Below are 20,179 nucleotides of genomic sequence, written 5' to 3'. Positions count from 1 at the left end.
CCGGCGCGCCGGCTCCGCTCAGACGTGTCACGAATCAGGCGTGCCTATCCATCGAGTATCAATGCAATGCGGTCGCCAGCGGGTCGCGTGCTTACGATTCTTCCGTGACCGGGTCGTGGCTCCAGGCCGGCGGCCGCGGGCGTGGCCCGGGGCGGGCTGTCGTCCGCTGGTTGGAGCGACTGGCGGAAATCGGCGCTCGGTCGGAGGACACCCACGACGAGCGGCTCCGACAGGGCACGCTCATCTTCTCGTCGCTGCTGATCACGGCGATGTCCACGATCTGGGTGACCACTTACATCGCGTACGGCGACCCGGTCTCGGCGGCGATCCCAGGCTTCTACCAGGTGATCACCGTCATCGGACTGGCCGTCCTGGCCCGGACGCGGCGTTTCGCCACGTTCCGCACCACGCAACTGGTGGCATTCCTGGTGCTGCCAGCTTTGCTGCAGGTCTCGCTCGGCGGATTCGTGGCCTCGAGCGCGATGATCCTCTGGGCGGTGTTCACACCACTGGCGGCGCTCGCGTTGCTCGGCATCCGGCGCTCCGTCCCGTGGCTGGTGGCGTCCTTCGTCGAGTTGGCCGCGCTCGCCCTGGTCGATTCCCGACTCGCACAGTCCCCGTCGGCGCTGCCACCCGGCTTCGTGGTCACGTTCCTGGTGCTGAACATCGCGGGCGTCATGGTGAGCGCGTACGTGATGCTCAGCTACTTCGTGGAGCAGCGGGAGCGAGCCCATCGGGACCTCCGGGCCGAGCGGGAGCGTTCGGAGCGGCTCCTGCTCAACGTGCTGCCGGAGCCGATCGCCGAGCGCCTCAAGACAGAGCCAGGGGTGATCGCGGAACACTACGACGCGGTAAGCGTGCTCTTTGCCGACATCGTCGGCTTCACGGCGCGATCGGCGGTGATGGCGGCGACGGACGTCGTGAAGCTGCTGGACCAGGTGTTCTCCGCGTTCGACCGGATCGCCGATGCCGAGGGGGTCGAGAAGATCAAGACGATCGGGGACGCGTACATGCTGGTCGGCGGCCTACCGACGCCGCGGCCCGACCACCTCGCAGCAGTCGCCCGTACTGCGCTCGACCTGCGCGACGAGGTCGCCCGGATCGCAGCGCTTCCCGGGCAGGACTGGCTCGCGGTCCGGATCGGGATCGACTCGGGACCTGTGGTGGCCGGCGTGATCGGTCGGCGCAAGTTCATCTACGACCTCTGGGGCGACACCGTGAACACCGCGAGCCGGATGGAGTCCCTCGGCCAATCCGGCGAGATCCAGGTCACGGGACGGGTGGCCGCCGCCCTCGGCCCGGAGTTCGCCGTACGTCCACGCGGCACCATCGAGGTCAAGGGAAAGGGCCCGATGCAGACCTTCTTCCTCGACAGGCTCGAGCCTCCGCTGACGGCACGACAGTCCCCGTAGAACGCACTGCACCCGAGGTTCAAACGGGGCTCGGCTCGAGGCCTACGTCACCGAGCCGGTGGGCGGGTTCACCGACGACAGCATCGATGGGCTCGTCGCCGTCGCGATTGAGTTCGTCCACGCCATCAAGCCACCGGTCGTTCCACGGACCTAGGTTTACCCGGGAGGGGCAGAGCGGGGAGCGCGGCGAGTGCTTCGAGCTCGTCGCCCATGGCGGAGTTGAGGTCGAGCAGCAGGTCGGGGATGTCCGCATCGGTCCAGCGATGGCCGGCGATCACCTCCGTCACGTTGAACAGCGCGAGGGACAGCGCGTCGCGGGTCGCCTGGTACCCGGCGAGGGCGTCGCGCTCGTCCATTCCGTCGCGGATCACGTCGACGATCGCGCGGGCGAGCAGTTCGGCGTCGCGCATCGCGTCGGTGAGACCGTGCGCGGTGATGGGATCCTTGAAGTAGCCGGCGTCTCCGACCAGCGCCCAGCCGCGACCCCAGGAGCGACGGACGTACCCTACGTGGCCGGTGAACGTACGCAGGGCGGGCGGGGGCGTCGCCACGGTCAGCCGCTCGGCGAGGTCGCCGGAGGACTGCGCGACGATCAGCCTGAGTGGTTCCAGACCACCGCGGCCGATCCGCTGAGGCGAGGCGTTGGCGAAGACGCACGCCTGGCCGTCGTTGGTCGGGATCACGCCGGATGCGGCGTTCGGGCGGAAGTTCCACTCGTAGCCATCGGTCTCCAGCCCGGTCCAGTAGCCGTACGTCGTGGCGCCGACCGATCGGCCGAGGCGCTCGTACGGCGCGCTGACCGCCTCCGCGATCGTGGAGCGGATGCCGTCGGCGCCGACGACGAGGCGAGCGTTGGCGCGCAGGATCTGCCCGTTGCTGGTCCGGGCGGTGATACCGGTGACGCGGCCGCGGGTATCGCGGTCCACGCCGGTCACGGCGACACCGAACCGCACGTCGACGCCGGCGTGGCCGGCCGCGTCGACGAGAATCGGGTCGAGCACGGAGCGTCTCGGCGCGTAGAGGGCATCGACTCCATAGGACGACTTGATAGTGATCGGGACAACGTCCTCGGCGTAGCGGAACGTGGTCCGACGTACCGGCGGCGTGCCGGCACCGATGACCCGGTCGAGCAGTCCCCACCGGGAAAGTTGCAGCACGCCGCCGCGCATGAGTGCGTGCGTGGACATGGTGTCGGTGCCGTACCGGCCGCGGTCGACGAGCAGGACGCGCAGGCCATAACGCGCGAGTAGGTAGCCGGTCGCTGCACCCGCGGCGCGAGCACCGACGACGACGGCGTCGTACGTGGGCATGTGTTCTCCAGGAAGGTCAGTGCCGTCCGGCGATGTGGTCGGCGACGTACTCGGCATCTCGGCCGACGCCGCCGATGAAGTTCGAGTTGCGGCGGTGCTGGAAGCGCTGGCCGAGCACGTACAGCCCCGGTACCGGGGTCCGGCCGCGACGCTGACGAATCTCTCCGTGGCGATCGAGCACTGGTAGCCGCAGCCACGGGTAGAGCCGGCGGTGCCCGGTCGCCCACACGACAGTGCGGATGCCTGCGGCCCGCAGATCGAGCACGGGTACGCCGTCCGCCGCGACGAACCCCGTGGTGGGCTCGGGTTCGAGCACGCGGTGGTGTAACTCGGTGGCGTCTATGTGGCGGTCGATCGTGCCGAGCAGCCGCCGCATTCGCTGGTCCGCAGTCGCGGCCGTCGCGGGCAGGTCCGGTGCCAGCCGGACCCGGTGGCCATCGGCCGCGATCAGCCGGCCGGTCAGCCGTACGCCGTCCGCATGCAAGGCGGCGAGGTCGAGTGGGCGCGGTTCGGGGCCGCCGACCAGCTGCGCAGAGGGCTCATTGCGTGCCTGCACGGGATCCGGCATCTCGTCGATCGTCTTGTCGAGCATGCCGATGCGATGCAGCCACCAGTAGATGTCGTGTCCTCGGTATCTGCGCGGTATCCGGGTGTGGCTGCCGACGGCCAGCGTCACCTCACGCCCGGAGGCGCGGAGTTCGTCGGCGAGCTGCACGCCGGTCGCCGAGGCCCCGACGACAAGCACACCACCGTCCTGTAGCGAGCCCGGATTGCGGTAGTCGGCCGGCACGACCTGGTGGATGTCCGTGGCGAGCGCCCGTGCGACCGGCGGGACGGCCGGACGATCGCTCCAGCCGGTTGCGATGACGACGTTGCGGGCTCGCCACGCCGTGCGATCGGCGACGACCTCGAAGTGCTTGTCGCGTTTGCGCACCGAGAGTACGACGGTGTTCTCCTCGACGGGTGCGCCGAACGAGACGGCGTACGAGGTCAAGTGGTCGATGAGAACGGTGACGGACGAGAAGCCGTCCGGATCCGCCCCGTGGTAGACCTCGCCGGGCAGAGTGTTCATCCAGTTCGGCGTGAGCAGGTGCAGCGAGTCCCAGGTCCCGCTCCGCCAGCGGTGCCCGATCCGGCCGCGTTCGAGAACGACGTGGTCGCGTCCGCGGTCGGAGAGGCATCGGCTGGCGGCCACGCCTGCCTGGCCGGCGCCGATGATGACTGTGTCGGTGCTGCGCACGAAGGCTCCAAGCGATGAGTGCTGACCGCTCCGGCTGGCCGCGCGGACAGGTCGGTCCGGTGAGAACGCGCAGTCAGCCGGCGTCGACGTCGATGTAGACGGGCGCCCCGTTGGTGATGATGTCGAGTACGGCGGAACGCCGGCGCGACTGCTCAACGACCTTGCGCAGCTTCTCCGAGTCGTCACCCCTGAGCACGAAGCTGACCTTGATCTGCTGGTAGCCGTTGCGGACGTCGGGGTCGAGGCCGAGGAGGCCGTTGAGGTCGATGTCACCTGAAACGGTCGAGTGGACCTCGGTGAGCGTGACGCCGCGGGCTGCGGCGATGTTGGCCAGGCCTGCGGTCAGGCAGGCGGCCAGGGCGTGCAGGACGTACTCAACCGGGGTTGGGCCGTTGTCGCGGCCCACCAGCACGGCCGGATGGTCGGCGTCGAAGCGGAAGGTGTGTTCGTGGGTGCGCTCCGCGCCGACGCCGTGGAATCCGTGGATGGTGCTGCGGCTGTGGGTTCCGCTGATCCACTCGTTGTCCGCGCGGAACTGAAACTTCGCTGCCTCGGGTGCGGCCTTGACCGCGTCGAGGGTGGCGAAGAGGGTGGCGGTGTCGACGCCGTTGCGGGTCGACTCGTTCGCCGTGGTGGTCATGCGAGTTCTCCTTCGGTGTGTCTCCCACGCCGCGGATGGCGGCGACCTGGGAAGCGTGCACCGCGCCCATGTGACGCCGGCTGTGACGAACTGAGGCGATCGGACCGGCCGACAGGCGGATACTGTGAACGTGCCGGGAACACTCGCGATCCACCTGCTCGGCGAGCCGCATGTGAGCAGCGGCGAGGAACCGCGCCCTGCTCCCCGCGGTCGCAAGGGGTGGGCGCTTCTCGCCTATCTGCTCACGACCGCCTCGGCGCCCAGTCGCGAGTGGCTCGCCGAGTTGCTCTTCTCGGATGCCGACGACCCGTTCAACGCGCTGAGCTGGAACCTCAGCCAGCTGCGTCGACTGTTGGGCCCAAAGGCGACCATCAGCGGTGGCCCGGTAGAACTTCGGCTTCCCCCTGGCAGCTTCGTCGACGTACGCGCCCTGACGACGGGCACGTGGGTGCAGGCGCTCGGCGTTCCTGGGCTGGGCCGCGAACTCCTCGAAGGTATGACGTTCCCGTCCAGCCCGGCGTTCGAGGCATGGCTGCTGGCCGAGCGGCGGCGACTCTCGGCGGCCGCAGAGAACGCGCTTCGTGAGGCGGCGCGGGCCAAACTCGCCGCCGGCGACGCAGAGCGGGCCGTGGAGCTTGCCATTCGAGTTGTCGCCGCCAGCCCTTTCGACGAGGACGCCCAAGAGTTGCTGATCCGCGCGTACGCCGCCGCGGGTGACCGGGCGGCAGCGCGACGGCAACGGGATTCGTGCATCGCGTTGTTCCGCCGCGAGCTCGGTACGGATCCCGGACAGGCGGTCCTCGACGCCGCCGACCCGAGCCCCCTGCCCGACGCACGCGAGCAACCGCCGACGATCGCGAGCGTGACCGCGGGCCTGGAGACCGGACTCGCCGCGATGGACGCCGGCGCGGTCGATGCCGCCGTGGCCGCCCTGCGCCGGGCAGTCGCGGAGGCGCACCAGATCGACGACCCAGCCATTCAAACAAAGGCGCTCGTCGCCCTCGGCTCGGCGCTCGTGCACGGCGTCCGCGGCCGCGACGGCGAAGGCGCCGGCGTTCTCTTGGAGGCCATCGAGGTCGCCCACCGCATCGACGACGACACACTGGCCGCTCAGGCCCATCGGGAGCTCGGGTACGTCGAACTCCTTCGCGGCCGATATGACCGGGCTCAGCGTTGGCTCCACGGAGCGGTCTCGCTCGCCGGCAACGACCCGGCCGAACTGGCGTGGGCTCACGCCATCCAAGGAGTGGCGTTGACCGACGTCGGCCGGCACGCCGACGCCCTATACGAGCTTGGCGAGGCGTTGCGCGTGGCCCAGGCTGCAGACGTCGGCTCGGTCGAGACCTGGGCGCTGACCTTCATCGGCCGCATCCGCCTGCTGCGCCGAGAGCTCGTGCTCGCACGCAAGGCGCTCGAAGCGGCACTGGCCCGAGCGCGCCAGTTGCGTTGGACGGCCTTCATCCCGCTGCCCGAGTCACTGCTGGCCGACGTCGACCTGGCCGAGGGATACATAGACGCCGCAGCCTCGGCATACGACCACGCCTACGCTCTGTCGCTCCAGCTCGGTGACCCGTGCTGGGAAGGACTCGCCGCACGCGGGAAAGGCCTCGTCGCCAACCGCCGCGGAGACACGGAGTCGGCGATGCGCTGGGTCACCGAGGCGCGCATGCGCTGTATCCGGCTGCCGGACGCCTGGCTCTGGGTCGAAGGCTACTGTCTCGACGCCCTGTGTGAGCTCGCGATTGAACGCCACCGAGGCGACGCGACGCAGTGGGCCGCCGATCTCGAGGTCCTCGCGACGCGAACCGGGATGCGTGAGCTCGTGGCCCGCGCCTACCTGCATCGCAGCCGCAGCGGCGATCGAGCAGCGGCCGAAGCAGCCGCCGTCCTCGCAGCCGAGGTGGACAACCCCGCAGTCCTCCGGACCGACTGACCTCACCGGCCGAGCCCACCCATCACCCGGCGAACGCCGTGAAACGAGCGCGATGGACGGCATTGAATGCGGCTCAGGCACTAAGTGACGGCCTCCAGGCCCTGAAGCCCGGTCGCGACTCAGGGGTCATTAACGTTGCTGTAGGCAAATGCCTGCTCCGTCACAGCTATGTGAGACGACGACAGACAACGATCACTCGCGAGCCTTGATGGAACGCATAACCGCACTCAGAGGCCACATTCGGCCCTCCGCGAGCCAGCGGCGACACGGCCGGAACAGATCTACACCATCTTCGAAGACACCTCCGAAATCCAGCGCCTGGTGATAGCGAGAGCCATCTCCGGGATGCGCATCAGGTCGTAACCCACGCCGGCGCTACGCGCGCTCCTCCGTCGCGTGCTCGCCACCGGCTCCCACCCGCCCTTCTGCGCGCGGGCTATCGCTCGATCGACCGCGGTGTGATCGAAGCGTCGACGTGGCCGTCGACGAGCTCGCGATCGCCTATCCGGCGACGCCGCCAGATCTTCTGTTACTGCGGGTCCGGCGTCATCTCGCCTACGTCGGTCAGCTGCTTGACGACCGCAAGACACTCGCAGAACACCGCCGCCTGGTCGTCATAGGGAGTTGGCTTTCCCTCCTAGCCGCGACGTGCTCCATCGACCTCGCAAACCGCCCGGCGGCAGCGGCCAGATTGCGTACGGCGACGCAACTGGCAGAGCACGGTGAACCGGGTCAACCCCATGCCCTCACCTCCGGCCGCCTCGTCCCCTCCAACTTCTGGCGCGCCAAAGAAGTCATCAAAGCCGTCGACGCCTGCGGCCTCCCCGAAGCCACAGAACTCCGCGGCGCCTACGAATCCCTCAAGTCCTGACCACACACTTGCCGGAGAACCTTCGATCGGGATACACGAGCCACTGCCGGCACGGCGTGCAATGTCTGCAGCTACCCGTCTCAGCTCTCCGAGCCATTGGTCGGATCTGCCAGCGGTGAAGGTTGTGGCGCAGTGCGCACAGACGTGCGTTCGCGCAGTTGGATCAGTGCCAAATGGGGTCGGAAGGTTGTCCATGATGGCTCAACGGCAGGCCCCGCGAGGTGCCGGAATATCCGATTCGCTCGGCTGAAACGCCTTGGGTGCAAGATGTGACGGCGTTGGGGCGTTGTTGGCGGTTGCCTTGAATTCAGGGGTTGGCTGGTGGGGTGGCGGAGGTTGGCGGCCGGCGATGTCTCGGTCTCTTCTGCTGCGCGTCGGTCGAGTCGGCGAGCTCCGGGAGCTGGTGTCGACTGCGGAGGTGGTGGTTCAGGTGAGGTCGTGGTGGGTGATGGAGCGGAGTCCGATGGCGGTGGCGAGTAGTGCGTAGCTCGCGAGTGCTACGCCGCCTTGCCAGGGGGTCAGGAAGGTTTGGTTGGTGAGGGTCGTGTGGGTCAGGGCGTTGGCTGCCGGGCCGGGGAGGTAGATGGTCCAATCTTGGAGGGCGGGGATGCGGGTGAGTATGGGCTCGGCGACGAACAGGTAGATGAGGAGGCCGGCGACGACGGCGATCTGGTCGCGTAGGCAGGCTCCGAGGCCGACGCCGAGGAGTGCGAAGAGGGTGACGGCGAGGACGACCCCGGCGAGTGTGGCGGGGATGCCGTTGCCGGTGAGCGTGAGGTTGATGCCGCGGGCATCGAGCCATGGTCGGCTGATGATGTAAACCGTGGCGATGCAGGCGATCGCGTACGCCGCACCGGTCACGCCGTACGTGATGAGTTTGGCGAGCAGAACACGGCGTCGAGCCGGCGCGAGCAGGAAGGTGGTGGCCGCGGTTCGGTGGCGGTACTCGCCGGTGATACCGATCGCTGCGAGGACCGCGACCAGTGGTTGTGCTCCGCCGGCGCTGGTGGCGAACAGCAGTTGCTGTCCCGCGGCGGTGGCCAGGGGCGGTGCGAGGGTGTCAGGGCTGTTGTTGAACGCGATATTGAGACTGGCGAAGAGCGCGGTGAGCGCCATGGTGGCCAGCAGGATCGCGAGCCAGAGCCGGGTGGCGAACAGCTTGGCGACCTCGGATTGGATCAGGGGCGTCATGAGCGCTCCGCTGAGGTGAGGGCGAAGAAGAGGTTCTCGAGGCTCCCGGTTCGTTCCGCGAGCCAGGCAAGTTCGATGCCGGCCTCGAATGCGGTGCGGCCGACGGCGGCCGCGTCGAGTCCGGTGACGAGGAGCCGGTCCGGTGTGAGGGTTTCGATGGTGACACCGTCTCGGTGGGCGAGTGTGAGGCGCAGCGCGTCGGCTTGCGGCGTCCGGACATCGATGACTGATGCCTGTTGGGTCGGGCCCTGGTAGAGCAGCTGGCCGTGGTTGATGATGACCACGTTGTCGGCGAGGTGCTGCATCTCGGTGAGTACGTGGCTGGACACGAGGATGGTCCGTCCTTCGTCGGCGAGCTGGCGGAGGAGGGTGCGCATCCAGACGATGCCTTCGGGATCGAGTCCGTTGGCAGGTTCGTCCAGGATCAGGACCTGTGGATCGCCGAGCAAAGCGACTGCAAGCGCGAGTCGTTGCCGCATGCCGAGCGAGTACCCGCCAATCCGTCGGTGTGCGGCGTTGGTGAGGCCGACCATGTCGAGTACGTCGTCGGCGCGTTGAATCGGGACGCGGCTGGTGTGGCAGTAGATGCGTAGATGGGTTCGGCCTGCTCGTCCTGGGTGGAAGCCTTCTGCGTCGAGCGCCGCCCCCGCCACGGCGGCCGGGATGGGTAGTTCGTGGTAGCTCTGTCCGTCGATCGTGGTGGTTCCGCAGTCCGGCCGGACCAGCCCGAGGATCATTCGCAGTGTGGTGGACTTGCCGGCGCCGTTGGGGCCGAGGAACCCGGTGACGGTTCCGGGCGCTGCGTCGAAGGTCAGGTTGTCCACGGCCCGTACCGCAGCGAACGACTTGGACAGGCCGCGGACCGTGATGCCTTCGGTTTCGGTCATGTTGCCTCCGGGCGGATGGCTCTGCCGAGGATGTGCGGTGCAGCGGGGCTCGGCTGATCGGGTGGAAACTCGAAGCGATCGAGTTCCTGGATCACGAACCCCGCGGCGGTGATAGCTGTTGAGGTGTCGCGGTGGACGTGGCAGCCGCCCATGAGCAGTGGCCACAACGTGGCGTCGGCGATCCGTTGAACGGTGCCAAGCCGTCGGCCGGGCTCAGCGGCGACGTGTTCGTAGAACCGAAGTTCACCGCGTGGTCTCAGCACGCGAAAGGCCTCTGCCAGTGCAGCTTGCTGGTCGGCCACCGAGCAGAGCACGAGCGAGGCCACCACTACGTCCGCGGACTCGTCGGTGGCTGGAAGGCGCTCCGCGGTGCCGTCCACAACGTTGATCGAGGTGATGGCGCGCTCCGCGCGGCTCTGGGCCTGCGACCTGAGGTATGGCTCGGGTTCGACTGCGAGGACGTGGGCCACGGCGGCCGGGTACAAGGCGAAGTTGCCGCCGTCGCCGGCGCCGATTTCGATCACGCGGCCGGTTGCGTCGGCAAGGAGGCGGCGTCGGTGCTCGACGGCGCCCTGTCGATCCATCAGCGGACGAATCCGGGAGTACATCCGGGCGAAGATGGGATGTGCACTCATGGCGACCACGATGCGGTGTTAACATGAAAGTGTCAACATGGGAGTAAACAGTTGCGAGGTGGTTCGATGCCGGAGCGCGGCAGATTGCTGAAGCGGCCGGAGCGTCGGCAGGCGTTGATCGCGGCGGCGGCGCGGGCGTTCGCGCGAGGCGGCTTCGCGGCGACCGGTCTGGACGAGGTGGCTGCCGAGGCCGGCGTCAGCCGGGTGTTGATCTACCGGCACTTCGAGTCGAAGGCGGAGCTGTACGAGGCAGTGCTCGCCGATGTCAGTGATCGGCTCCGGGTGGCCACCGGACATCCAGATCACCTGACGCCTGGCAGTCTCGGAGCGCTCGTCGCAGCTGCTCAGCGGGACCCGGACGGCTTCCGGCTGTTCTTCCGCCAGTCGGGTAGGGAGCCGGAGTTCCGCAGGCATGCCGACGAGCTCAGAGCGGCCATGAAGGCGACCGCGGAGCCGTACCTGCGTGATGCGATCTCCGATCCGCAGCGTCTCCAGTGGGCGACGGAGCTGATCCCGACGATCGCGGTCGAGGGCGTGATGGCGTGGCTCGATGCCGGGCAACCGGAACCGGACGCCGCAGTTGCCAGGATCACCCAGGTCATTGCCGCGGCCGTCACTGCGATCAGTGCGTAGCCAGGGGTTGATCACCGCACCGGCGGCGGCTGGCTCATGATGGCGGGGTCGGCTGGCCGGGTCGGGATCTTGGGGTGGTTGACCGGCAGGTGGGCTGCCTGCCAGGCCTGGAACCCACCGACAACGTCGGTACTGCGGAGCAGGCCGAGTTGCCGCAGAGAGCAAGCTGCGAGGCTCGAGGAGTACCCGCCTTCGCAGATGACGATCCACTGGATGTCGTGCGAAACGGCCTCGCGAATTCTCGCAGTGCTGGCGGGGTCGAGTCGCCATTCCAGGTGGTTTCGTTCGATGACGATCGCTCCTGGGATTTCGCCGCCTGCTCGTCGTTGATACTCGGGCCGGGTGTCGACGATCATCGCCACGTTTCGCCGTACGGCGTCGTACGCCTCCTCGGGACTGAGGCGCGGCAGCTCCGCCTGGATTCTGGCTACCCAGTCGTCGATGGGCATCAGTCGCCGCCTCTCCGCGCGGCTGACGTGAGCTGGTCGACGGCCGTATAGATGTCGTCGGGAGTGGTCGACCGACCGAGGGACAGTCGGATTGCCGCAAGGGCGCGACTCCGGTCGAAGCCCATGGCCGACAGGACGGATGACGGATCGGGGTCGCCGCTGTGGCAGGCGGAGCCTGTCGACGCGGCAAGGTCCGGTGCGTTGCGGAGCACTTGGGCACCGATCGTGCCTTCGATGCTGATGTTGAGGGTGTTCGGCAAGCGCAGCTCGGACGGGCCGTTGAGCAGCACCCGCCCAGGTAGGGCTTCCGTGAGGTTGTCGTGGAGGGTGTCGCGGAGCTTCCGGATTCGGTTCTGGTCCTCGAGATGTTCGACGGCGAGCCGGGTTGCGGCGCCGAGTCCGACGGCTAGGGCGACGTTCTCTGTGCCGGCTCGCAGGCCGTGCTCCTGACCGCCGCCGTACACCAGCGGCTCCAGCGGTACGCCGGCACGCACGTAGAGTGCCCCGACGCCCTTCGGTGCATACATCTTGTGCCCGACAACAGTTGCGAGGTCGATGCCGAGGGCATCGATATCGAACGGCAGTCTGCCGAGCAGTTGGGCGGCATCGCAATGGAAGAGCGCATCGTGGTCATGGGCGATGCCGGCGAGGTCGGCGATCGGTTGCAGCGCTCCGGTCTCGTTGTTGGCGGCCATGACAGAGACGAGAACGGTCCGCGGTGTGATCGCCGCCTCCAGGTCGCCGGGGTCCACCAGCCCGTGAGTGTCGACGGGTAGGTAGGTGACGTCCACGCCGTGCAGTCGCTCGAGGGCGCGGCATGCTTGCAACACCGCCGGATGTTCGGTGACTTGAGTGATCACGTGCGGCCGGTCCGTACCGGTCGAGAGGACGACGCCGCGGATCGCCAGGTTGTCTGCCTCCGAACCTGAGCCTGTGAACACGATCTGCCCGTCAGTCGCGCCGATCAGCGCGGCGACGTCGCGACGTGCCTGGTCGAGGGCTGCTTGGGGCGCGGCGCCGTACCGATGCTCGCTGGACGGATTGCCGAAGGCCTCGCCGAGATAGGGGAGCACCGCAGCGGTCACGGCGGGATCGATCGGTGTCGTCGCGTTGTGGTCCAGGTAGATCACGGCGCCCCCTCGTGGAGCTTGCTGGTACGACGCGACGCCGCAGGATGCGTCTCATACATTCGGACCGCCACCACGAGACCCGACAAGGCGGTGATGACTGCTACGACCCAGACCGCCGTCCGCAGTCCCCAGATGTCCGCGACCAGGCCGGCCAGGATCGCGCCGACCGCGAACCCGCCGTCGCGCCACAGTCGGTAGACGCCGACGGCCCGCGCGCGCCAGGCGGGATGGGCGACGTCTCCGATGCTGGCGAGCAGTGTCGGATAGACCATCGCAGTACCGACGCCCAGCAGTACTGCGGCCGCCGCCCACAGCGAGAACCTGTCGGCCGTGGCGATCGCTCCGAGGGCCAGGGCTTGGACGAGCATGCCCGCGGTGATCAGGCCCTTGCGTCCCCAGCGATCCGACAGCGGGCCGGTGACAAGTTGCCCAAGGCCCCAAACGGCCGGGTAGAGCGCAGCAAGGATCCCGATCCGTGCGACCGACAGCCCCGTGGTGGCGAACAGGATCGGGAACAGCCCCCACGCGAGTCCGTCGTTGAGGTTGTTCACCATCCCAGCCTGGCTGGCCGACGACAGCGCCGGCTCGCGCAGGCTTGTCTGACTGAACACCTGTCGATTCGTCAACTCGCTCCGGACGTGATGTCCAGCGGCCTCCAGTTGTGCGTGTCCTCGGGTCTCGCGTACGACGAACGCCGACAAGCCGAGCCCGAGCGCGGCGTACGACAATCCGAGCAGGAACGGGGCCGGACGCAGGCCGTAGCGCGCGGCGAGATACCCCGTGGCCAGGGCCGTCACCGCGACGGCGACGTACCCGGCGGCCTCGTTCAGACCCATCGCCAGGCCTCGCCGGTGTGGGCCGGCCAGGTCGATCTTCATGATCACTGTGGTCGACCAGGTCAGGCCTTGGTTGACGCCCAGGAGCACATTGGTGGCGACGACCCAGCCCCACGACGGTGCCCAGATGAGGAGCAGCGGTACCGGCACGGCGATCAGCCAGCCGGCCACCAGGACGGGCTTGCGGCCGAAGCGGTCCGACCAGGTGCCGGCGAAGTAGTTCGTTGCTGCCTTGGTCAGGCCGAAGGCGAGCACATAGGTGAGCAGGAAGGTGTATCCGGTCAGGTGGAAGGTATGCTCGGCGAGCAGCGGCAGAACCGTTCGCTCTTGGCCGAGCATGCCGCCGACAAGCGCGTTGACCGCGACCAGCAGGCTGAACTGGGCGAGATTGGCACGGATCCCGAGCCGCATCAGCCGGCCTCGAGACGGTGTCCAGTTGCGACCGCCCAGTCCTCCGCGCCACCCGTGAGTACGGCGAGATCCTGATGCCCGGCGCGCTCGAGCAGACTCGCGGCGCTCATCGCGCGCTCGCCGTGGCCGCACATGACCACCAAGGGTTCACGTCGTACCTCGTCGGCTCGGTCGGCGAGCGAACCGAGTTCGATGTGCTGGGCATGGGGGAGGTGGCCGGCGTGAAATTCGGAGTCCTGCCGGACGTCGAGGATGGCGCCGCCGACGTCGCCCGGCCCGATCAGTCGGGTGCGGACGGTCTGACCGCCCCATGCATCCATGCCGCCGTTCAATTCTCCGACGAGGTTGTAGCCGATCTTGGCCGCTTGCCAGGCGATCTCCTCGGCGTCCTGGTCAGGGCGCCGCACGACGATCAAGGGGCGATCGTCCGCTGCCAGCCAGCCCAGCCATGACGCGAACGCCGGCCGCAACGGGATCGACAACGCGCCCGGGATGTGTCCGGCTGCGAAGTCGTCCGTCGGTCGGACGTCGACCAGTTCGACATCCATGCTCCGGAGCGCGGAGGCATCGACGGGTCGCAGGGACGGGGCGTAGTCGAAGACGGCCGGGCCGCGGCGGTTGATCTCAGGCAATCTGAGGAAGTACGGCGGGAAGCTGCCGAGCGACCCGAGCAGGTCCTTCACAAATGCGTCCTCGCTGGCGACCTGGAGTAGCGGATTCGTTGCCCTTTCCCGGCCGATGGTGCTGACCCGGTCCGCACCGGGCGGTGCCGAGCAGAACGAGCCGGCGCCGTGAGTCGGCCAGACCGCAACGTCGTCGGGCAGGTTCATCAGGCGCCGCAGAGATGCGTATTGCGCGCGGGCGAGCGTCTCGGTTCGATCAGGGGAGACGAGATCGGTGCGCGCGGCCGCGCCGACGATCAGCGATCCACCGGTGAAGACGCCGACTGGATGCGCGCCGTCGAGGAGGAGGTATGACAGGTGCTCGTGCGTGTGGCCCGGCGTACCAAGTGCTCGTAGGCGCAACCCGCCGAGGTCGACCTCGTCGCCGTCGCGCAGACCGCGGTGGCCGAACTCGCGATGACCTGCCGCGGAGGCGAGGATCTCGGAGCCCTGGCTCGCGGCGAGTCGTCGCGCACCGGAGAGGAAGTCGGCGTGCAGATGAGTGTCCGCGGCAAACGCGACGGTCAGTCCACGCCGCTCAACTGCCGCGGTCGAGGCCCGTAGGTCGACACTGACGTCCACCACCAGCGCTCGGCCATCGTCCAGGTCGACCAGGTAGGCCGAGTTGCCCAGGCCCTCGTCCACCAGTGGAACTACCGTCATCGGTTCCTTTCCCTGACGGCGAGCACCGAGACGCTCTTGACGCCGTAGGCCTGTTCGCCCAGTTCGAAGTGGAAGTCGTCCCCTGTGCTCTCGGCGTGGCGGTACGTCCGTTGCGCCTTCTCGGTCAGCGCTCTCGTGGCCAACGTGGTTTCCATCGTCCCCTCCACCCTGTTCAAGAGACTACTTGAATAAGACCCCGGAATCTGAGGTATTGTCAAGAAAAGGCTTGAATAGGCAGGTCAGGAGGCTGAGGAATGCGCGATCACGCGGCGAAGGCGGCACTGTTCGACGCTCTGACGGAGGGTGCGAAGGCACTGGCGAACGGTCGCCGGGCGGAGCTGATCGACGTACTGGCCCAGGGGGAGCGGTCGGTTGAGGAGCTCGCCACCGAGATCGACCAGTCGGTCGCGAACACCTCGCATCATCTGCAGCGCTTGCTCCGGTCCGGCCTGGTGCAGACCCGCCGGTCGGGAACCCACATCTACTACGCGCTTGCGAGCCCCGCGGTTGCGGTGCTGTGGCGGGCGATGCGTGCGGCCGCCGAGGAGCATGTCTCCGGCCTGGATCGGCTCGCGGAGGATTACCTGGGCGACCGCGGCTCGCTCGAGAGCATGACGCGCGACGAGCTCGTGAGGCGTCTCCGCGCCGGGGACGTCGTCGTACTCGACGTCCGGCCGGCGGCGGAGTACGTCGCAGGTCACCTGCCCGGCGCGATCTCGCTGCCAATCGACCAACTGCAGGACCGGTTGGGCGAGGTGGCCAGCGGTGCTCAGGTCGTGGCGTACTGCCGCGGGCCGTACTGCGTGTATGCCGACGACGCAGTCAGACTGCTCGCCCACGAGGGCCGCGCGGCGTACCGGCTGGAGGACGGGTACCCGGAATGGGCAACGGCCGGCCTGCCGGTCGAGCATTAGAACGATTGGTGCCGACGGAGGAAGCCCAGATGACAGCGGCAGCAAAGCCCAGCCCAATCCCCGATTCGTACCGCCGGGTGACGCCCACCCTCACCGTTGCGGGCGCCGTAAAGGCGCTGGAGTTCTACAGCTCGGTGTTCGGCGCGACCGAGCGGATGCGCTTCCCCGGCCCGGGAGGGACGATCGCCCACGCAGAGATCCAGATCGGCGACTCGGTCGTCATTGTTGAGGACGAGGACCCCCAGCGTGGCACCAATGCGCCGCCCCCTGACGGGCTGCCGGGCTCTCCCGCTTCGCTGTTCATCTACGTCGAGGACGTGGATGCGGTCATCGCGCTCGCGGTGAAGCTCGGCGCGACGCTGCAACGTCCGGCAGAGGACCAGTTCTACGGCGACCGGGACGGGCACATCGTGGACCCGTTCGGACACGGATGGACCGTCGCGTCGCACATCGAGGACGTGACACCCGAGGAGCTGATGCGCCGGATGGCCGAGCTGTTCGGCGCGGCCGGGTCTTAGCCCTGCTGGGAACGATGGTGGCCGGTGATCCAGGCGTCGCCGGAGCTCAACAAGTTGCTTTGGGCAATGGCCTGCTCCGTCACAGCTCCGTGAGAAGCTGGCAAGGCACCTCAGAAGTCCAGCGTCTCGTCATCGCCGAGCCATCTCCGGGATGCGCATCAGGTGAGGTTTCCGCAGGTCAGCGGCAGATTTCAGGGCCGTCGAATAGCGGCGTGCGACCGGGGTTTTCAGCGAGGCAGGAACCTCTGAGGCTTGGCTGACTACTCGGCGGTCGGGGGCAACGATTGCGCAGCAGTTCGACGTGGTCTGGGGGAAGGCATCCGGGCTGCTGGCGAAGCGCCTGGATGGCGCGCGGAGATCCGGACCCGCAATGCAGCAGGGCGGACGGCAAATTCCAGTGGGGCAACGAGCTCGAGTGCTTCGCCATCGGTGCCGGCATGCACAGTCGTTGGGGCTTGGACCTCGAGGTGAGGAGCGCTCCAGGCTCGCCCCGGAGGGTGTTGCCTCTCGTCTGGTGTGTCGAGCAGCAGGATCCCCAGTTGACCGCTGGCGAGCGTCGGTCGAGTGCCAAGACCAGGACCGTTCAACGCATACGGATTGTTGGAGACCAGCAGCACAGCAAGGCGTGCATGCTCTCGTCCGGTGTCGTCGATGAAGCGCAGCGCTGGCATTGGCCCACTAGGACCGAGCACCCTGCGCGCCGTCTCCGCCAGGGTGCGGACCTTCGTGTCGCGATAGCTGGCCTGCTGGACGGCCTCTCCGTAGATGCCGAGGGAGACGTTGTTCAGGAAGATCCGACCGTTCACTTCGCCCACGTCGATCAGCCGCTCCACCCCATCAGTGAACGCGTCAAGAGCCCCGGGCACGTCCTGCCGGTCCACTCCGAGGTCCAGGGCAAAATGGTTCCGTGTCCCGACTGGGATACAGACGAAGGGCAGCCCATGCGCAGCAGCGACTGCTGCTACGTCCGCGAGCGACCCGTCGCCGCCCGCCATTCCGAGCGCATCTGCGCCATCGGCCACGACGTCCAGGACGCGCGTCCTCAGGTCGTCGCCGGGGCCGAGGATCACTGTTTCGATTCCGCGCTCGCGTGCCCGCTCGACGATCTGGTTGCGGGTCGCCGCGCCGTTACCTGACCTGGGGTTGACGAGCAGCACAGGCTGTCGAGGAGGGTCGACCGGGCGCCAACCATGACTCGTCAGCGTCGAGAGCCGCGGCGCGGGATGCCGTGGACGGTTCATGTCGCTGCTCCTCTCATAGCAGCGCTCGCCGCGTGGATCTCCTTGGTGAGATCGAGGATCTCGTTGGACAGGCGGAGCAGCCTCTCGTTCTGTTGCTCCTCCTCCTTGACTGTCCGCCAGGCCTCGTCCGCGATCACTTGGCGCTTCTCGTCGGCGCGGTTCTGGCTGATCATGACAAATGTGGACAGGAAGATGGCCTCCAGCGACACGATCATCGTCAGCAGTCCGAACGGATAGTCCTCGACGCCAAGGCCGATCCACAGGCTGAACCAGATGGCGTGGAGGTAGACGAACTTCATCGAGCCTGCGAACAGTGTGATCTGGTCGGCAACCCGGTTCTCCCGGCGCGTGCTGCGCTCGCGGAGATGCCGCAGCAGCGCCGGGCTGACCGGTACCGCATGGGTAGCTCTCATGTCTGCTCCTTTGTTCCGTGCTTGGCGCGAGCCGGCGCGAGGCGTTGGAACTCCGCGACCTCAGGCAGCGGGACCGGGGTCTTCAGATCGTTAGTCATTGCAAACCTTCCTTTGAAAGATGCCGCCGCGGGCAGGTCGTCAACCATTCCTGCCCGCGGCGGCGCGAGTGCTGCAAGGAGAACCGGGGCTTCGTGGCCACCAGTCCGATCAGGGCACTACGCGTTGGCTGCGTCCTTGGCGAGCTTGTCGGCGTAGGCGCGGGCGTGGATGGCGTCGAGGATGGCCAGCTGCGCGTTCTCGACCGCCCAGTCGGCGAAGTCGAGGGCTTCGGCCGCGTCAGCTTCTGCCCAGTTCGCGTCTTTCGCGGCGACCTTGGCGTCCACCTGGTGGGTCCGCTTGTCCATGTTCGCCTTGACGTCGCTCATCTTGGCCGCGGCGTCAGCCTTCACCTGCGCCCACTTCGCCCGAGCGCCCTCGGCGGTCTGCGAGACCTCCTGCCGTGCGTTCTGAACTGACTGGTCCAGGTGGGACTGGGCCTGATCGATCCGTTCCTTGAGTTGTGCATCGGACTCGGTCGCGGCCGTCTGCACCGCCGACCTGGCCGTCACAACCCGCTTCTGCAGGTCGTCCAGCCGCGTGGAGAAGTTCGTGTGCTGCGTCATGAGCTACCACCTTTGGATTCCGGCCCGGTGAGGGCACTTGTAATGTATCTGCAGTAGTGACGATATCGTCAGTACTGCGGACAGGTCAATCCGCTAGGGCGAAGATGTGACGAAATCCTCAGTTAGCTTGGTCGTCCGCGGTGGCGGGGTCCACCCGGCGCCCTGTGCTATGCGGGGGCCGGCGGAAGGGCAACATGATCGTGGACATCGCGCTCGACCGCTGCGCAGCGGGCTGGCGAGCGTCAGCTTCTCGACGTGGCTCACTCGCCTCTCGGGGAGGTCAGGAGGCGCGAGTCGAGCGGGCCTAGCTCGTCTCTCGCCTCTCGGGGAGGTCAGGAGGCGCGAGTCGAGCGGGCCTAGCTCGTCGGCGGAGGTGAGGAGCCCGAGGTGGCTATGGAACGCCGACGGACTGGTCGTCGCCTCTCTCGGGGAGCTCGTGCACGCCCGCGCCGGCGACAAGGGTGGGGACGCGAACCTCGGCGTATGGGTACGCGAAGCTGAAGCGTGGGACTGGCTTCAGTCGACCCTCACCGTCGAGGAGCCCCGTGCTCTTGCCCGAACAAGTGAGCTGGCGAGCTCGTTCGCGCAATACGACGGCGCCGCAATCCCTGCTGAAGAAGGAGCTCGCGGAGCCGTGGCTGACAGTGGCCCAGCCTGAGCAGGAGTCCCTCAGGCTGCTGGGCCGCTGTTCCCAGCCGCGTCGAGATCCGGCAACGGCAGGGAGCAGATCCGCTGCGCCTGCCGTCGCGTCATTCCGAACATGCGGAGCAGGTCCTCGGTGACTCGGTCGGTGGTCGCCTCCATGTCCCGGCTGGGCTGGTCGTGGAGGAGCTGGCCGAGAGCGATCAGCGCACCGGCGGTCATCGTGACCGCTACGTCGAGGTCCTCGACGGTGAAGCGGCCGGCGTCCACGGCGGCCGCGATGTCCCGTCGGGCGCGTGGGGCCAGGCCGTTGTCGGCGCTGAGCAGCCGGAGCGCATTGCTGAGCAGGACCCGGCTCAGCTCGGGCTCGCGCCTGTGGAGGCGTCCGGTGAGCCGGAAGCTCGATGCGAAGACCTCGGCCGGGTCCTCGATGCCGGCGGTGACCCGGTCCAGCAGTTGCCCGTAGGCGTCCAACGCGGCTTCGACTGCCGCGTCGAACAGCTGTTCCTTGGTCTCGAAGTGGTTGTAGAAGGAGCCCATCCCGACGTCGGCGGCCTGGGTGATCTCCAGGATCGGCACGCTGGTCCGGCCTTCGGCGATGAGGGACTGCGCCGCCCGGATGAGGGCGGCTCGCGTGCGGGCCTTGCGGCGGTCCAGCCGATTGACCTGCTGAGTCGGTGCGTTGCTCAAGACCGCTCCTCTGCCTCTTCGTCTCGGGTTGTGTGGCACCCATCCTAGCGGGACCCAGTCAGGAATGACGATTTCCTCAGACGCTCTTGACTGATGATAGGCTCGTGAGTGACGATTACGTCAGCTTATCGTCTAAGGAGCAGTAATGAGCGGTCACCATGGGACTCACAACGACCTGCACAGCGAGCAGGGCGCG

The 20,179-nt window shown here is 67.8% G+C and carries 22 protein-coding genes; 7 read left to right on the top strand and 15 right to left on the bottom strand.

The window, feature by feature from the left end; all coding sequences use genetic code 11:
* The first annotated feature begins 104 nt into the window (after window positions 1-104).
* The gene (locus EV652_RS35810) at window positions 105-1,412 is read left to right on the top strand and encodes an adenylate cyclase (RefSeq protein WP_132213896.1); all 1,308 of its coding nucleotides are present in this window, start codon (window positions 105-107) and stop codon (window positions 1,410-1,412) included.
* A gap of 125 nt (window positions 1,413-1,537) precedes the next feature.
* On the opposite strand, the gene EV652_RS35805 is transcribed toward EV652_RS35810, so the two are convergent.
* The 3 genes from EV652_RS35805 to EV652_RS35795 form a co-directional block, all read right to left on the bottom strand.
* Window positions 1,538-2,722, bottom strand: a complete 1,185-nt coding sequence (locus EV652_RS35805; protein ID WP_132213894.1) for an NAD(P)/FAD-dependent oxidoreductase — start codon at window positions 2,720-2,722, stop codon at window positions 1,538-1,540.
* Window positions 2,723-2,738: 16 nt separating this feature from the next.
* Window positions 2,739-3,962 (bottom strand): flavin-containing monooxygenase, encoded by a 1,224-nt coding sequence (locus EV652_RS35800; protein WP_132213892.1) that lies wholly within the window; start codon window positions 3,960-3,962, stop codon window positions 2,739-2,741.
* A gap of 73 nt (window positions 3,963-4,035) precedes the next feature.
* Window positions 4,036-4,602, bottom strand: coding sequence for an OsmC family protein (locus EV652_RS35795; protein ID WP_132213890.1), 567 nt, complete (start codon window positions 4,600-4,602; stop codon window positions 4,036-4,038).
* A 130-nt stretch (window positions 4,603-4,732) separates the two neighbouring features.
* Here EV652_RS35795 and EV652_RS35790 point away from each other — a divergent pair, with 130 nt between their 5' ends.
* On the top strand, window positions 4,733-6,535 hold the full coding sequence (locus EV652_RS35790) for an AfsR/SARP family transcriptional regulator (protein WP_132213888.1): 1,803 nt from the start codon (window positions 4,733-4,735) through the stop codon (window positions 6,533-6,535).
* Window positions 6,536-7,010: 475 nt separating this feature from the next.
* On the top strand, window positions 7,011-7,406 hold the full coding sequence (locus EV652_RS35785; protein WP_199238597.1) for a hypothetical protein: 396 nt from the start codon (window positions 7,011-7,013) through the stop codon (window positions 7,404-7,406).
* Window positions 7,407-7,832: 426 nt separating this feature from the next.
* On the opposite strand, the gene EV652_RS35780 is transcribed toward EV652_RS35785, so the two are convergent.
* The 3 genes from EV652_RS35780 to EV652_RS35770 are packed head-to-tail and all read right to left on the bottom strand — an operon-like array spanning window position 7,833 to window position 10,119.
* Window positions 7,833-8,597 (bottom strand): hypothetical protein, encoded by a 765-nt coding sequence (locus tag EV652_RS35780; RefSeq protein WP_132213886.1) that lies wholly within the window; start codon window positions 8,595-8,597, stop codon window positions 7,833-7,835.
* Complete coding sequence (locus tag EV652_RS35775; protein ID WP_132213884.1) at window positions 8,594-9,484, bottom strand: ATP-binding cassette domain-containing protein; 891 nt, start codon at window positions 9,482-9,484, stop codon at window positions 8,594-8,596. The genes EV652_RS35780 and EV652_RS35775 overlap by 4 nt, the downstream gene beginning before the upstream one ends.
* The gene (locus tag EV652_RS35770) at window positions 9,481-10,119 is read right to left on the bottom strand and encodes a class I SAM-dependent methyltransferase (RefSeq protein WP_132213882.1); all 639 of its coding nucleotides are present in this window, start codon (window positions 10,117-10,119) and stop codon (window positions 9,481-9,483) included. The genes EV652_RS35775 and EV652_RS35770 overlap by 4 nt, the downstream gene beginning before the upstream one ends.
* A 66-nt stretch (window positions 10,120-10,185) precedes the next feature.
* Between EV652_RS35770 and EV652_RS35765 the strand changes: the two genes are divergently transcribed.
* Window positions 10,186-10,752, top strand: a complete 567-nt coding sequence (locus EV652_RS35765; RefSeq protein WP_132213880.1) for a TetR/AcrR family transcriptional regulator — start codon at window positions 10,186-10,188, stop codon at window positions 10,750-10,752.
* A gap of 11 nt (window positions 10,753-10,763) precedes the next feature.
* On the opposite strand, the gene EV652_RS35760 is transcribed toward EV652_RS35765, so the two are convergent.
* From EV652_RS35760 to EV652_RS44295, 5 genes are read right to left on the bottom strand one after another with little or no spacing between them, the layout of a single operon-like run.
* On the bottom strand, window positions 10,764-11,201 hold the full coding sequence (locus EV652_RS35760) for a rhodanese-like domain-containing protein (protein WP_132213878.1): 438 nt from the start codon (window positions 11,199-11,201) through the stop codon (window positions 10,764-10,766).
* On the bottom strand, window positions 11,201-12,331 hold the full coding sequence (locus tag EV652_RS35755; protein WP_132213876.1) for a cysteine desulfurase family protein: 1,131 nt from the start codon (window positions 12,329-12,331) through the stop codon (window positions 11,201-11,203). The genes EV652_RS35760 and EV652_RS35755 overlap by 1 nt, the downstream gene beginning before the upstream one ends.
* Window positions 12,328-13,578 (bottom strand): MFS transporter, encoded by a 1,251-nt coding sequence (locus EV652_RS35750; protein WP_132213874.1) that lies wholly within the window; start codon window positions 13,576-13,578, stop codon window positions 12,328-12,330. Before EV652_RS35750 ends, EV652_RS35755 begins: the two co-directional genes overlap by 4 nt.
* Entirely contained in the window at window positions 13,578-14,903 is a 1,326-nt protein-coding gene (locus EV652_RS35745) for an MBL fold metallo-hydrolase (protein WP_132213872.1), read from the bottom strand. The genes EV652_RS35750 and EV652_RS35745 overlap by 1 nt, the downstream gene beginning before the upstream one ends.
* Window positions 14,900-15,058, bottom strand: a complete 159-nt coding sequence (locus EV652_RS44295) for a hypothetical protein (RefSeq protein ID WP_158441418.1) — start codon at window positions 15,056-15,058, stop codon at window positions 14,900-14,902. Before EV652_RS44295 ends, EV652_RS35745 begins: the two co-directional genes overlap by 4 nt.
* Before the next feature lie 99 nt (window positions 15,059-15,157).
* Between EV652_RS44295 and EV652_RS35740 the strand changes: the two genes are divergently transcribed.
* Together EV652_RS35740 and EV652_RS35735 are read left to right on the top strand one after the other, a co-directional pair.
* A complete protein-coding gene (locus EV652_RS35740; protein WP_132213870.1) occupies window positions 15,158-15,817 on the top strand; it encodes an ArsR/SmtB family transcription factor in 660 nt (219 codons plus the stop codon).
* 29 nt (window positions 15,818-15,846) lie between these two features.
* Complete coding sequence (locus EV652_RS35735; RefSeq protein WP_132213868.1) at window positions 15,847-16,335, top strand: VOC family protein; 489 nt, start codon at window positions 15,847-15,849, stop codon at window positions 16,333-16,335.
* Window positions 16,336-16,595: 260 nt separating this feature from the next.
* On the opposite strand, the gene EV652_RS35730 is transcribed toward EV652_RS35735, so the two are convergent.
* From EV652_RS35730 to EV652_RS35720, 3 genes are all read right to left on the bottom strand, one after another.
* Window positions 16,596-17,576 (bottom strand): diacylglycerol/lipid kinase family protein, encoded by a 981-nt coding sequence (locus tag EV652_RS35730; RefSeq protein ID WP_132213866.1) that lies wholly within the window; start codon window positions 17,574-17,576, stop codon window positions 16,596-16,598.
* Window positions 17,573-17,989 (bottom strand): DUF1003 domain-containing protein, encoded by a 417-nt coding sequence (locus EV652_RS35725; protein ID WP_132213864.1) that lies wholly within the window; start codon window positions 17,987-17,989, stop codon window positions 17,573-17,575. Before EV652_RS35725 ends, EV652_RS35730 begins: the two co-directional genes overlap by 4 nt.
* A gap of 215 nt (window positions 17,990-18,204) precedes the next feature.
* Window positions 18,205-18,651, bottom strand: coding sequence for a hypothetical protein (locus EV652_RS35720; protein WP_132213862.1), 447 nt, complete (start codon window positions 18,649-18,651; stop codon window positions 18,205-18,207).
* Between the two features lie 169 nt (window positions 18,652-18,820).
* Here EV652_RS35720 and EV652_RS46420 point away from each other — a divergent pair, with 169 nt between their 5' ends.
* Window positions 18,821-19,309 (top strand): AtuA-related protein, encoded by a 489-nt coding sequence (locus EV652_RS46420; protein ID WP_439649114.1) that lies wholly within the window; start codon window positions 18,821-18,823, stop codon window positions 19,307-19,309.
* A gap of 11 nt (window positions 19,310-19,320) precedes the next feature.
* Here the strand turns inward: EV652_RS46420 and EV652_RS35710 are convergent, their stop codons facing one another.
* Window positions 19,321-19,983, bottom strand: a complete 663-nt coding sequence (locus EV652_RS35710) for a TetR/AcrR family transcriptional regulator (RefSeq protein ID WP_132213858.1) — start codon at window positions 19,981-19,983, stop codon at window positions 19,321-19,323.
* Between the last annotated feature and the right edge of the window lie 196 nt (window positions 19,984-20,179).

The sequence above is a fragment of the Kribbella steppae genome (assembly GCF_004342025.1).
Taxonomy (GTDB): domain Bacteria; phylum Actinomycetota; class Actinomycetes; order Propionibacteriales; family Kribbellaceae; genus Kribbella; species Kribbella steppae.
The sequence above is the reverse complement of the archived record's forward strand: the minus strand, read 5'-3'. Positions and strand labels throughout refer to the sequence as shown.